Source organism: Rhodococcus sp. IEGM 1305, from assembly GCF_030058635.1.
Lineage (GTDB): Bacteria > Actinomycetota > Actinomycetes > Mycobacteriales > Mycobacteriaceae > Rhodococcus_F > Rhodococcus_F opacus_D.
In genome coordinates, this window is the sequence record NZ_JASHKX010000024.1 from 86,767 (window position 1) to 99,304 (window position 12,538).

Annotated in this window: 11 protein-coding genes and 2 rRNA genes; 6 read left to right on the forward strand and 7 right to left on the reverse strand. The window is 68.1% G+C overall.

Going from position 1 to position 12,538, the window contains the following annotated elements; genetic code table 11:
• Positions 1–49: 49 nt before the first annotated feature.
• On the reverse strand, positions 50–1,243 hold the full coding sequence (locus QM693_RS26455) for an acetyl-CoA C-acetyltransferase (RefSeq protein ID WP_283353807.1): 1,194 nt from the start codon (positions 1,241–1,243) through the stop codon (positions 50–52).
• Positions 1,244–1,337: 94 nt separating this feature from the next.
• Here QM693_RS26455 and mce point away from each other — a divergent pair, with 94 nt between their 5' ends.
• Both mce and QM693_RS26465 read left to right on the forward strand, forming a co-directional pair.
• Positions 1,338–1,811 (forward strand): methylmalonyl-CoA epimerase, encoded by a 474-nt coding sequence (mce, locus tag QM693_RS26460; RefSeq protein WP_005248354.1) that lies wholly within the window; start codon positions 1,338–1,340, stop codon positions 1,809–1,811.
• 68 nt (positions 1,812–1,879) lie between these two features.
• Complete coding sequence (locus tag QM693_RS26465) at positions 1,880–2,965, forward strand: coiled-coil domain-containing protein (protein ID WP_283353808.1); 1,086 nt, start codon at positions 1,880–1,882, stop codon at positions 2,963–2,965.
• On the opposite strand, the gene QM693_RS26470 is transcribed toward QM693_RS26465, so the two are convergent.
• Together QM693_RS26470 and nucS are read right to left on the reverse strand one after the other, a co-directional pair.
• Positions 2,962–3,288, reverse strand: a complete 327-nt coding sequence (locus QM693_RS26470) for an Rv1322 family protein (protein ID WP_105417174.1) — start codon at positions 3,286–3,288, stop codon at positions 2,962–2,964. The genes QM693_RS26465 and QM693_RS26470 overlap by 4 nt on opposite strands.
• A 16-nt stretch (positions 3,289–3,304) precedes the next feature.
• On the reverse strand, positions 3,305–3,979 hold the full coding sequence (nucS, locus tag QM693_RS26475; RefSeq protein WP_283353809.1) for an endonuclease NucS: 675 nt from the start codon (positions 3,977–3,979) through the stop codon (positions 3,305–3,307).
• A 36-nt stretch (positions 3,980–4,015) separates the two neighbouring features.
• Between nucS and QM693_RS26480 the strand changes: the two genes are divergently transcribed.
• Positions 4,016–5,617, forward strand: a complete 1,602-nt coding sequence (locus QM693_RS26480) for an adenylate/guanylate cyclase domain-containing protein (protein ID WP_283353810.1) — start codon at positions 4,016–4,018, stop codon at positions 5,615–5,617.
• On the opposite strand, the gene QM693_RS26485 is transcribed toward QM693_RS26480, so the two are convergent.
• Entirely contained in the window at positions 5,564–6,346 is a 783-nt protein-coding gene (locus tag QM693_RS26485) for a TetR/AcrR family transcriptional regulator (protein WP_283353811.1), read from the reverse strand. The two genes, QM693_RS26480 and QM693_RS26485, sit on opposite strands and share 54 nt — an antisense overlap.
• Positions 6,347–6,435: 89 nt before the next feature.
• Between QM693_RS26485 and QM693_RS26490 the strand changes: the two genes are divergently transcribed.
• Together QM693_RS26490 and QM693_RS26495 are read left to right on the forward strand one after the other, a co-directional pair.
• Complete coding sequence (locus QM693_RS26490) at positions 6,436–9,237, forward strand: DEAD/DEAH box helicase (protein WP_283353812.1); 2,802 nt, start codon at positions 6,436–6,438, stop codon at positions 9,235–9,237.
• Positions 9,234–10,007, forward strand: a complete 774-nt coding sequence (locus QM693_RS26495) for an SWIM zinc finger family protein (protein ID WP_283353813.1) — start codon at positions 9,234–9,236, stop codon at positions 10,005–10,007. The genes QM693_RS26490 and QM693_RS26495 overlap by 4 nt, the downstream gene beginning before the upstream one ends.
• Here QM693_RS26495 and QM693_RS26500 read toward each other — a convergent pair.
• A complete protein-coding gene (locus tag QM693_RS26500) occupies positions 9,973–10,347 on the reverse strand; it encodes a UBP-type zinc finger domain-containing protein (RefSeq protein ID WP_105417186.1) in 375 nt (124 codons plus the stop codon). The two genes, QM693_RS26495 and QM693_RS26500, sit on opposite strands and share 35 nt — an antisense overlap.
• A 140-nt stretch (positions 10,348–10,487) precedes the next feature.
• Here QM693_RS26500 and QM693_RS26505 point away from each other — a divergent pair, with 140 nt between their 5' ends.
• Positions 10,488–12,092, forward strand: coding sequence for a PucR family transcriptional regulator (locus tag QM693_RS26505; RefSeq protein ID WP_283353814.1), 1,605 nt, complete (start codon positions 10,488–10,490; stop codon positions 12,090–12,092).
• 81 nt (positions 12,093–12,173) lie between these two features.
• Here the strand turns inward: QM693_RS26505 and rrf are convergent.
• Together rrf and QM693_RS26515 are read right to left on the reverse strand one after the other, a co-directional pair.
• Positions 12,174–12,290, reverse strand: a 5S ribosomal RNA gene (gene rrf / locus QM693_RS26510).
• 131 nt (positions 12,291–12,421) lie between these two features.
• A 23S ribosomal RNA gene (locus tag QM693_RS26515) occupies positions 12,422–12,538 on the reverse strand; the annotation flags it as partial.

Genomic DNA, 12,538 nt, shown 5'->3' on the forward strand with positions numbered 1-12,538 from the left:
ACGACAGTCCGTAGTGGTGTGAGATACACCACCACGGACTGTCGTCGTGTCACGCCTTGGGGACGCGCACGATCAGGGCGTCACCCTGGCCGCCACCACCGCACAGCGCCGCAGCGCCCACACCCCCGCCGCGACGACGCAGCTCCAACGCCAGATGCAATGCGATCCGCGCCCCCGACATCCCCAGCGGGTGCCCCATCGCGATCGCCCCGCCGTTGACGTTCACGATCTCCGGATCCAACCCCAGCTCCCGCGTCGACGCGATCCCCACCGCGGCGAACGCCTCGTTGATCTCCACCAGATCCAGCTCCTTGTGGTCGATCCCCTCCTTGGCGCACGCCTTCGCGATGGCCCGCGCCGGCTGCGACTGCAACGTCGAATCCGGACCCGCCACCACCCCGTGCGCGCCGATCTCGGCGATCCACGACACCCCGAGTTCCTGCGCCTTCGCCTTGCTCATCACCACGACAGCGGCCGCACCGTCGGAGATCTGCGACGCCGACCCTGCGGTGACCGTGCCGTCCTTGCTGAACGCCGGCCGCAGCCTGGCCAGGGATTCCACCGTCGTATCGCCGCGCACGCCCTCGTCGGAGCCAACCAGCACCGGATCACCCTTGCGCTGCGGCACCGGCACCGGCACCACCTCGTCGTCGAACACCCCGTCCTTCCAGGCCCGGGCCGCCTTCTGATGCGACGCTGCCGCGAACGCGTCCTGCTCCTCGCGGCTGATCCGCTGCCCGTCCTCCGCGTTCTTCGCCTCGGTCAGACTCCCCATCGCCTGATCGGTGAAGATGTCGTACAACCCGTCGAAGGCCATGTGGTCGCGCATCGTGACGTCGCCGTACTTGAAACCCTCCCGCGACTTCTCCAGCAGGTGCGGGGCGCGCGACATCGACTCCTGACCCCCGGCGACGACGACGTCGAACTCGCCGGCCCGGATCAGCTGATCCGCCAGTGCGATCGCGTCGATCCCCGACAGACACACCTTGTTGATGGTCAGGGCCGGCACATCCATCCCGATCCCCGCGGCCACCGCAGCCTGCCGCGCCGGGATCTGACCCGCCCCCGCCGTCAGCACCTGACCCATGATCACGTACTCGACCTGCTCGGGAGCGACGCCCGCCTTCTCCAACGCACCACGAATCGCCACGCCACCCAGATCCGAACCCGACACATCCTTCAACGAACCCAGCAACCGGCCCATCGGGGTCCGGGCTCCGGCGACGATCACAGAACTGGTCACGATTTCCTCCGCGTGAGACAAATAGACAGGTGCGGGGCGACGGAAGTCACATCCCGACGAGAACTACCGAAACGGTAGCGCTAACGTCGGGAGCATGACACAGTCCTCCCCCACCCAGACCACGTCACCGCTGTCCTCGGACCTGGTGACCGCCATCGACCACGTCGGCATCGCGGTTCCCGACCTCGACGCCGCCATCGCGTGGTACTCCGAACACCTCGGCATGGTGTCAACGCACGAAGAGGTGAACGAGGAGCAGGGCGTGCGCGAAGCGATGCTGAGCGTGGTCGGCTCCCCCGAGGGCAGCACCGCGCTGCAGCTTCTCGCACCGTTGAACGAGAACTCGACCATCGCCAAGTTCATCGATCGCAGCGGTCCCGGTCTCCAGCAGCTCGCGTACCGCGTCACGGACATCGACGCCATCTCCGCCCAGTTGCGCGAGCGCGGTGTACGGCTGCTGTACGACGCACCGCGCCGCGGCACCGCCGATTCGCGCATCAATTTCGTCCACCCGAAGGATGCGGGCGGAGTTCTCGTGGAGCTCGTCGAGCCGTCTGCGACCCACTAGAGCTGTGGCCGGCCGCCGGGTACCAGGCGCAGAGACAAGTTCTACTTTGCCCAGGTAGATTGGCGGCCATGGTAAACGAGCAGGACCGTGGTTCGATCCCCCTTCCCTTTTCCACCGTGCGCAAGGGATTCGACCGGGACGAGGTACGCAACTACTTCGAGCGATTCGACGCCGAGCTCCGCGTCACTGCCGCCGACCGCGACGCCGCGGCGGCGCAGGCGCGGGATCTCGCCAAGCAGCTCGACGATGCGCGGGACGAGATCGACGATCTGCGCAAGGATGTCGACCGCCTGTCCGTTCCGCCGACCACCGCGGAGGGAATGAGCGACCGTATCTCGCGCATGCTCCGGCTCGCGTCGGACGAGGCGTCCGAGGTGCGCGCGAAGGCCGAGGCCGACGCCGCCGAGATGATCTCCGTCGCCGAGCAGGAGGGCGCGCAGCTCCGTGGCCAGTACGAGTCGCTGGTCGCGGAACTCGAAGACCGCCGGAGCGCTCTCGAGATTCAGCACGAGCAGACCATGGCGAAGGCCCGCACGGAGGCGGCGAAGATCGTCGAGGCCGCTCAGTCCGAGCGCGACCGCCTGGCTGCCGAGGCCGAACTGCGTCGATCGCAGGTGCAGGAAGACTTCGACCTCGCGATGTCCGAGCGCCGCCAGAAGACGATCACGGCGGTCAACGAGCTCGAGTCCACCAGCAAGGCCGAGGCGCAGCGTCGTCTCGCGGACGCCACACACGAGGCGGAGCGCAGGCTGCAGGCGGCCACCGACCAGTCGGAGCGCAAGATCGCCCACGCCAAGGAACTGGCGGAAGAACTTCGCGTACTCCGCGGCCGGATCCTGGCGCAGCTCTTGGGGATTCGGGGACAGCTCGATTCCGTTCCCGCAATGTTGGCGTCGGTCAACCGGGAGAGCGAACTATTGGACGCGCAGCCCGACACCGCGGCATCGGGCTCGGAGAAGCGCTTCACCGAGAACACGAACAGCAAGTCGGCAACGGCCGGTGGCGCGGACCGGAAGTCCGCGCAGAACGAGTCCGGGAAGAACTCCGCGGACGAGACGGACAACTCCGACGAGGACACTGCAGTGCTGTCCACCGTCGAGAAGAACCCGGCGAACCGGACGGCGGATCAGCGGACCGTGAAGACGGGAAGCTAGGACCACCTGCGTGTGAGGCCCCGGGTGCTGCGTCCCGACCAGCACCCGGTGTGCCAGTGCCGCCGGTCCTCGGCTCCGCCGTATTCGGCCGGCCAGGTGACGAGGTGGGCGACGCCCGGCCGGATGTCGTGATCGCAGCCGGGGCACCGGTACGACTTGGTGGCCCGGGCCCCGGGGATCGTGCGCACGATGAAGCTCTCGTCGGCGTAGCCCGCGGGCCCGGATTCCTGACGCATCATTGCACTACCGAACAGCGAGCCCTCGGACGTGTCCGGGGGCGCGTTGCGGCGTGTGTTCTTCCGCTGCGGTTTACGACGGGGCACGGGTTCAGCCTAGGCCTCAGAAGAGCCGGAACTCGGTGCTCTCGGTGCCGCGCAGCGCTTCGTAGTCGAGCACCAGGCACCGGATTCCGCGGTCGGTGGCAAGGGTTTTGGCCTGCGGCTTGATCTGCTGGGCGGCTAAGACACCGCTCACCGGCGCCAGCAGCGGGTCACGGTTGAGCAGTTCGAGGTACCGGGTGAGTTGCTCGACACCGTCGATGTCTCCGCGGCGCTTGATCTCCACGGCGACGGAAGCCCCGTCGGCGTTCCGGCACAGCAGGTCGACGGGACCGATGGCCGTCATGTACTCGCGCCGGACGAGCGTGTAACCGCTGCCGAGCGTTTCGACGTGTTCGGCGAGCAGTTCCTGCAGGTGCGCCTCGACACCGTCCTTGACGAGCCCCGGATCGACACCGAGTTCGTGACGGGAGTCGTGCTCGATCTCCTCGATGGTGATCCGCAGTTCCTCACCGGCCTTGTTGGTCACCACCCACAGCGCTTCGGCGTCTTCCACGGTGTCTTCGACGAGCCAGCAGGGCGGGCTCATCCAGTTCAGCGGCTTGTAGGCGCGGTCGTCGGCGTGGATGCTCACGGAACCGTCGGCCTTGATCAACAACAGGCGACGAGCGGTGGGCAGATGTGCCGTCAAACGGCCTACGTAGTCGACTCGGCATCTGGCAATCACTAGGCGCACCCGCCCACCCTAAGGGATCGCGCCGACTAGTCTCGAATGACTATGCGCAGCCCCCGTCGATCCGTCGCCCCGCTGGGGTCGTGGTTGCTCGGGTCACCGGACGAGAGTCCCCGCAGGCGGCGGATCCGTGTCCAGCTGCTGCTGACCGCCCCGCTGGTGTTCACCAACCTGGTCGGCGCGGTGATCACCTGCCTGCTCGTCAGTGTCGTGGTCCCCGGCCCGAGTGTGTGGTCGAGCGAGTTCGTGATCGCCAACTTCGTCGCGGTGCCCGTGTTCGTGCTGTGCGCGGTCCTGGTCGGCGTGACGTGGGGCACCAAGCGACTGGTGTCGGATCTCCGGTGGGCGACGGAGGACGACGTGCCCACCGACCACGACCGGTCGGCGGCGTTTCGCGCACCGTGGCGTCTGACGCGTGTCCAGGCGGCGTTGTGGGGCATTGGGCTGGTGTTCTTCACGACTTTGTACGGCATCATCGATCCCCAGACCATTCCGAAGGTCGCGTTCACGATTGCGTTGGCCGGGATCACGGTCTCCGCGTTCTGCTACCTGCTGACGGAGTTCGCCCTCCGCCCCATCGCCGCCCGGGCACTGGGATCGGACGGACCGCGACCCCGCCGAACCCTGGGCATCACCGGCCGCACCGCACTGGCGTGGATCCTCGGGACGGGTGTTCCCGTGCTCGGTCTGATGCTCATCGCGATCTTCAGTTTCATCCGGCCGGCGAGTCCGACCAGCCTCGCGGTGTCGATCCTCGCGCTGGGTGGTGTGATCCTGCTCTTCGGCCTGCTGCTGGTCGTGATCAGTGTCCGTGCCACCGAGGCACCCATCCGCTCGGTGTCGCTGGGCATGGCGAAGGTGGCGGAGGGCGATCTCGACGCCGAGGTCGTCGTGTACGACGGCACCGAACTCGGCGCGCTGCAGACCGGGTTCAACCGGATGGCCGAGGGACTCCGCGAACGCGAGCGGATCCGCGACCTGTTCGGGCGCCACGTCGGGCAGGAAGTGGCGTCCCAGGCCCTCCGCCACAACCCCGAACTCGGCGGGGAGGAACGTGACGTGGCGGTCCTGTTCGTCGACATCATCGGGTCCACCACGATCGCAGCCACCCGGTCGCCCGGGGAGGTCGTGGACCTGCTCAACCGCTTCTTCAACGTGGTCGTCGACGAGGTCGATCGGCGAGACGGGTTCGTCAACAAGTTCGAAGGTGACGCAGCGCTGGCCATCTTCGGGGCACCCGTGGCGCTCGACGACCATGCAGGCGCCGCGCTGTCCGCCGCTCGGGCCCTCCGCGAACGGCTCACCGCCGAGGTACCGGAGTGCGATGCGGGAATCGGAGTGGCGGCTGGTCGCGCCGTGGCCGGAAACATCGGCGCCCACGAACGTTTCGAGTACACGGTGATCGGCGATCCGGTCAACGAGGCGGCGCGGTTGTCCGAACTCGCCAAGAACGTGTCCGGACACGTCGTCGCGTCCGAGCGGGCGATCGACGCGGCATCCGACGACGAGCGCAGGCGGTGGCAACTCACCGACACCGTCACCCTGCGCGGCCGTGTCGAACCGACCACGCTGGCCGTTCCCGCCGAACTACTCCCCGCCGGTTCCGCCGTCGACGATGAGGGCGCCGACTCCGTCGAGTAGCCGGGCCAGCCCGAATTCGAAGGCGTGGGCAGGCGCGTACGCAGCGTCGTGGTGTTCCCCCGCCGAGGCCCCGACCCGGGCGGCCAGCGGGAACCGGTCGAGGTCGAAGACCTTTTCGAAGTGCGGAGCAACGCGCTGCCACCATTCGCTGTCCGCCTCCCCCTGGGCGGCGAGCGCGGCCGCATCCACCGCGGCGCGCGCCGCGCCCGCGACGAAACTGTCGAGAAGCGTGACGACGGAGTCCATGTCGAGGTCCGACAGTCCCAGCCCCTCGACCGCACGTAGTTCCCGCTCGTACTTGGCCATCCCGCCGGGCCCCAGAACCGGCCGGCTCAGCGCAACGACGCCGAGCATCCACGGGTGGGCGCACAGCAGTTGGAAGTAGTCGTGAGCGGCGGCCGCGAGACGCTCGCGCCACCCCGCATCGGTGTCGTCGGCCGGCTCGAGTGTGGACAGCGCGCGATCGAGCATCACCTCCACCAGTTCCGTCTTTCCGGGAACGTGCGTGTACAGCGACATCGCGCCGGCGCCGAGTTCGGCTGCCAGCCGGCGCATCGAGACGGCGTCCAGCCCTTCCGCATCCGCGACGGAGATGGCGGCCTCGACGATCCGGTCGAGCGTCAGGCTCGGCTTCCCGTTGCGGGGGCGCGAGATCGGCGTACTGCCGCCACCCCACAGCAGCTCCATGGTGCGGGCGGGGTCGCCCTCCGGTGTCGCGCTTCTACCCATGCCGAGATCTTCCCACGGCGCCCGGGAACAATTCCGTCCGCCGCCTCGTTGACGTACGGCGTACTGTAAACCAGGCGAAAGGCGCAGTAGTGACAGCAGGGCCCATCCTCGCCGCCTGTGCGGCCACCTTCGTGCCGTCCGATCCTCCGCGCGACTCCCGCCTGGCGTTCTGGCGTGATTCCCCGGACGGGCCGCTGCCACCGAGTATCGATTCCCACACCCGGATGGCAATCGGAAGCACCGTGGAACGCGTTCCGACGCAGAGCGTCTCGCTCGCCGACGCGCTGCCGATGCTCCTGGCACTGCGACCCGGCGAGACAACCCATCGATCGGTCGCGTTCTGGGCCGCCTGCACCCGGACCGCTCTCGGATACGTCGGGGCGGGCAAGGTCCTTCCCGCGGTCACGCCGGGTGGCCGCGACAGCTGGCGGCTGGGCGTTCTCGACGACGAGGACGAGTCGCATCTGCGGCTGCTGGCCGCCGCGCTCCCGCCGGAAGCGCGCGCCATTCCGCTCGGGGATCCGTCCGCCGCCGGAGTTCGCCTCCCCGCCGCGGTGGACGTGCTGCGCGACTTCCTCACCGCTGCCGTCGATACGATCCCGCGACTCGTGTCGCCGGCCGACGACGGGCCCTACCTGGGGTGGAACGCCGAGACCTCGCCCGAACTCCGGGCCTGGGCGGACGCCCTGGCACCCGATGCGATCGCGTTGTCGTTGCGGATCGACCCCGTCGATCCCGGCAAGGGCGACCTCTCGGACAGCGAGTTCGACGCCACGGTCCAGGTGCACGGTCTCGCGCGCCCCGGGGTGGTGTGCGACGCCGTCGACCTGTGGCGGCATCCGACGCTCGCCGAGTCCGCGTTCGCCTCCGACCCCCGGATCGCGGTCCTCGACGCCCTCCGCCGCGCCGCCCAGGATTGGGCTCCGCTCGAAGACCTGCTGCGAGCTGAGGCGCCGCACCGCATCCGACTCGAGGACGACGACCTGGCCTCCCTCGCCGGGGACGCCGGCCGTCGGCTGCGCGAACGAGGAGTCGAGATCCATTGGCCGCGCGAATTGGTCGCGCGCACCTCGACCCGCATGATCCTCGGCGAACCCGGGTCCCGCGAGGGCGCAGCCGCTTTCGGCGGCGACCGCGCCTTCGACTTCGACTGGCGCATCGCGGTGGGGGACGACGTTCTGACCCGTGAAGAAATGGAAGAGTTGGTGTCGGCGGAGCGCGCGGTCGTGAAACTCCGCAACCGATACGTCGTCGCGGACTCGGCATTGATACGAAAGACCCTCCAGCGGCGGACCGGAACGATGACGTCGATCGAGGCCCTGCGGGCGTCGCTGACCGGCCGGGCCCGGCGCGGAGAGGAGGACGTCCGCGTCGACTCCTACGGCGCGGCCGCGGCGGTGGCGCGTGAGCTGTCCGACCAGGATCCGGAGGCCGTGCCGGCCCCGGCAGCCCTGCGCGCGCAGTTGCGGGACTACCAGCTGACCGGGTTCCGCTGGCTGGCCGGGCTCACGTCACGAGGCCTGGGCGCCTGTCTCGCCGACGACATGGGCCTGGGAAAGACGTTGACTCTCATCGCACTTCACCTGCACCGTCAGCAGACGCCGGAAACGGCTGGACCCACCTTGGTGGTCTGTCCCGCGTCACTGCTGGGGAACTGGCGACGGGAGATCGAACGCTTCGCACCGGGCACCGGTGTCCTCGTCCACCACGGTCCGAAGCGGCGTCCGCCCGGTGAGACGGTCACACCCGGCGGCGACATCGTCGTCCTCACCACGTACGCGACGATGCGGCTCGATGGCGACGTACTCGCCCGGACTGTGTGGGGTCTGGTCGTCGCGGACGAGGCGCAGCACCTGAAGAACCGCGCGGCATCCGTCACCCGGGCCCTGCGGACGATTCCGGGCCTGGCCCGCGTCGCCCTCACCGGGACACCGGTGGAGAACAGACTCAGCGACCTCTGGTCGATCCTCGACGGCGTCACACCGGGCCTCCTCGGTCCGTACGCGCAGTTCCGCCGCCGCTACGACGGCTCGGCCGCTGAGGACGGAATCGACCGCGCGGCGGAGTTGGCGGCGTTGATCTCGCCGTTCGTCCTCCGGCGCACGAAGTCCGATCCGGGGATCGCCCCCGAGCTTCCGCCGAAGACGGAGATCGATCTGGATGTCACGCTCACCCCGGAACAGGCCGGAATGTACGAGGCCCTCGTCCGCGAGGCGATGGAGCAGATCGAGACGAGCGACGGCATCGGGCGGCGCGGCAGCATCGTGTCGCTGCTGACCGGCCTCAAGCAGATCTGCAATCACCCCGCCCAGTACCTTGGCGAGGAGCACGCCGCGCTCACCGGCCGCTCCCACAAGATCGGTCTGCTCGACGAACTGGTGGACACCAACCTGTCGGAGGGCGGGCGTTCGCTGGTGTTCACCCACTTCACCGCGATGGGGCGGCTGCTGCGGCGGCACCTGACGACGCGCGGGGTGGGCTGCGAATTCCTGCACGGTGGCACTTCCGTCGCCGCCCGGGAGGAGCTGGTCCAACGCTTCCAGAACGGCGACATCCCCGTCCTGATCCTGTCCCTCAAGGCCGCCGGTACCGGGTTGAACCTCACCCGGGCCGATCACGTCGTCCACTTCGATCGCTGGTGGAACCCGGCGGTCGAGGACCAGGCCACTGACCGCGCCTACCGCATCGGGCAGACCCACCCGGTCGTCGTCCACCGGCTCGTCACCGCGGGAACCATCGAGGAACGCATCGCCGGCATGCTCGCCTCCAAGCGGCAGCTCGCCAACTCTGTCCTGTCACACGGCGCCGACGCCTTCACCGAACTGACCGACCGCGAACTCACCCGGCTGGTGGCTCTGAGCCCCGACTACGACTTCGGAGGTGACCTGTGACCGACGCCGTCACGCTTCCCCGATTCCCGGCGCAGAAGGGCCGACGCACCCGCGGCAAGACCTGGTGGGCGCAGCGGTGGGTCGACGACGTCGAGCACGCCGCGCTCGACTCGGACACGCTGAAACGCGGACGCGCCTACGCCCGTGGCGGAGTGGTCGGTCCGCTCACGTTCGCGGCCGGGCTCGTCTCCGCGGACGTGCACACGGACGAGGAAAGCCTGCACGTGCGGATCCGGGTGGACCAGCTGGACGAGCGCCAGTGGGGCGAGGTGCTCGCCACCCTCGCGTCGCGGAGCGGTCACGTCGCCCAGTTGTCGAGTGGGACGCTCCCTCGGGAACTCGACGACGACCTCGCTGCCGTCGACGTGTCACTCGTACCGTCGATGTTCGATGCCGACGCGACGTGCACCTGCGAGGAGTGGGACGTGCCGTGCCGTCACGCTGCCGCGGTGCTGTATCAGGCAGCGTGGGTGCTCGACGAGGACCCGCTGCTCTTCTTCCTCTTGCGCGGACGGGAGGGACAGGAGGTTCTCCAACTCAGGCACGGCGCACACGAGGAGACGACCCGTTCCTCGTTCGACGCTTCGCACTCCCCGGTGTCGGCGTCGGACGCCTACTCCGCAGTTCCCGGACCGCTTCCGGTGCCGCCGTGCTCCGGCGGAACCCCGGTGCGCCCACGCTGGCTCGACGACGCTCCCCCGGAGATTCAGGCGGACGCCGTCTGGTCGGCGATCGTCACTGCGATTTCGCGATACGGAGACCGTGTCTGAGGTCCTCCGACGGTCCGGGCACCAGGCTCGGTGCGACCACCCGGGCCCCGGTCGCCGGATACGGCGTGCAGATCTGGGCGTCGTGCACGAAGCACCAGCGCCAGTTGTCCCCCGCGTGAAGCGATTGGACGATCGGATGACCGCTGCGTTCGGCGTGGTGTCGCGCGTGCCGCATCGGTGATCCGTCACTGCATCCGACATAGCCGCACGTCAGGCACAACATCAGGTGCTCCCAGCGGGTACCGAGTGCGAGACAGCCCTCGCACCCGTCCGACGTGTGCGCGACGACATCGCGAATCATGTTCAGATCGGGATCGTGCCAATTATTGGATTGGGTCATTGTGCCACCCCTCAGTAACCAAGATTGGCGGCTGATCCGTCTCGCCACATGGTCACCGCGGAACGAAAGAATCCCCCGAAATCCGGCCTCAGCGGACAGCGTCCCGGTTTCGACGGCGCAAAACGGGGTAGTTCCAAGCCATGGATCTGGAAGCAGCCCCAGACCCGAGGGTGGATCACACGCCGCGGGCGACGAACCTGTCCGCGGTCGTGGCCGTCACCGCGCACATGCACGACTGCGGGAACCGCGACGAGATTCTCGCCCTGCTGGTCGAAGCTCTCCCTGAACTCGGTCCCTTCACGGTGGAATCCGAGTCGGTTCTGACGGACGAATCCGACGACGTCTGGCGTCAACGCGTGCTGCTCGACGATTCGTGGTCGAGGCCGGTGTCGCTCACCCTCCGGGCCGACTACCCGCCGACCCCGGTGCAGGCCACCCTCCTCGAGCTGCTCATTCAGCACACCGGGTCGGCCCTGCGCGCCGCATCGCTTCGCTCCCGGGCAGCCACACACGAACGTCAATTACGTGAGGCCACGGACGAGATCACCGCGCTCGGAGCGCGGGCCCTGCGGCTCGAGGAGCAAGCGAAGATCCACGACACGTTCGGGCGCCTCGCAGCGACCGGCGCCGACGAGACCGCCATCGCCGAGACACTCCACCTGATGACCGGACTCGCCGTCGGAGTCGAGGACGCCTTCGGCAATCTCCGCGTCTGGGCCGGCCCGGACAAGGCCCCGCGGTACCGCAAGATCGGCGGCGGGAACCGAGTCGACGTCCTGCGCCGTGCCGCGATGGAAGGGCACCCGCTCCGGCACGACAATCGGATCGTGCAGATAGTCCGGCCCGGCCAGACACTTCTCGGCGTCCTCTACCTGTCGGACCCGGAACATCGGGCAACCGATCTCGACACGGTGGCCCTCGAACACGCCGCGACGATGCTCGCCGTCGACATGTCGCACCGCAGATCACTGGCCGAGACGGAGGCGCGGCTCAGCCGCGACCTGGGCGCCGACCTGCTCGGCGGCACCGACGACGACAGCGCTTACTCGCGCGCCGACGCACTCGGCTACGACCTGCACACCCCGCAACGCGTCCTGGCAGTGCACTGGGGGCCGGACACACCCGTCGAGTCCGTCACGGAAGCCTTACGGCGCCACCTGACGTCCTCCGACTCGTCGGCCCTCCTCGTCCACGGTAACGAACACCGAACCGGGATCCTCGCCGCCGTGATGGACGCAAAAACAGATGTGAACCTCATCTTCACGGCGTTGGAGAAGTCGCTCGGGCCCGCGGTCGGAGTGATCGGTGTCGGATCCGAATGCACGTCCCCCAGTGGCCTACCCGACTCGTACACCCACGCGATACGGGCGCTCGAGATCAGAAAGCAGTCGCTGTCGCCCCGCGGCGTCGCGCTGTTCGACGAACTCGGCGTCTACCGCATCCTCGACTCGCACAGCAGCACCGGAGACGTCGAGGCATTCGTGCAGGAATGGCTCGGCCCGTTGCTCGACTACGACCGGGAACACCGCAGCACGATGACGGCCACGCTGGCCCAATACCTCGAATGCGGTGGCAAGTACGACGAAACCGCACAGGCACTCAGGATCCACCGCAGCACCCTGCGATACCGGATGTCCCGCATTCACGAATTGACCGGGCGTGACCTCCGCAGCGTCGACACCCGCCTGAATCTGCATCTGGCGTCCCGCGCACTGCAGGTCCTGGCCGGCGGTGCGCCGGGGTGAAAAGACATGTGCGGCATCGGTGTTCGTGCCTTGGAATGCCGAAAGCCCCCCAACAAGGTTGGGGGGCTTTCGGTAACGGATGTTCGGCGGTGTCCTACTCTCCCACACCCTGTCGGGTGCAGTACCATCGGCGCTGGAGGGCTTAGCTTCCGGGTTCGGAATGGGACCGGGCGTTTCCCCTCCGCTATGGCCGCCGTAACTCTATGAAACTGTCACACACTCAATTTCTTTTGTTCCCTCAACGGGTGCACCCTGCTGGGTGACCGGTGGGGTTGAAATGAGTATCTGTGTGTTGTTTCAGATACTGCACAGTGGACGCGTAGCTTCTTTGTGGTAAGTCCTCGGCCTATTAGTACCAGTCACCTGCATCCGTTACCGGACTTCCAGTTCTGGCCTATCAACCCGGTGGTCTGCCGGGGGCCTTACCCCCTCGAGGGGGTGAGAAA

Bases quoted from the DNA above. Each gene is read 5' to 3' on its own strand.
- QM693_RS26505 (WP_283353814.1), top strand. From the start codon at position 10,488: ATGGATCTGGAAGCAGCCCCAGACCCGAGGGTGGATCACACGCCGCGG.
- mce (WP_005248354.1), top strand. From the start codon at position 1,338: ATGACACAGTCCTCCCCCACCCAGACCACGTCACCGCTGTCCTCGGAC.
- QM693_RS26465 (WP_283353808.1), top strand. From the start codon at position 1,880: ATGGTAAACGAGCAGGACCGTGGTTCGATCCCCCTTCCCTTTTCCACC.
- QM693_RS26500 (WP_105417186.1), bottom strand. From the start codon at position 10,347: ATGACCCAATCCAATAATTGGCACGATCCCGATCTGAACATGATTCGC.
- QM693_RS26485 (WP_283353811.1), bottom strand. From the start codon at position 6,346: ATGGGTAGAAGCGCGACACCGGAGGGCGACCCCGCCCGCACCATGGAG.
- QM693_RS26480 (WP_283353810.1), top strand. From the start codon at position 4,016: ATGACTATGCGCAGCCCCCGTCGATCCGTCGCCCCGCTGGGGTCGTGG.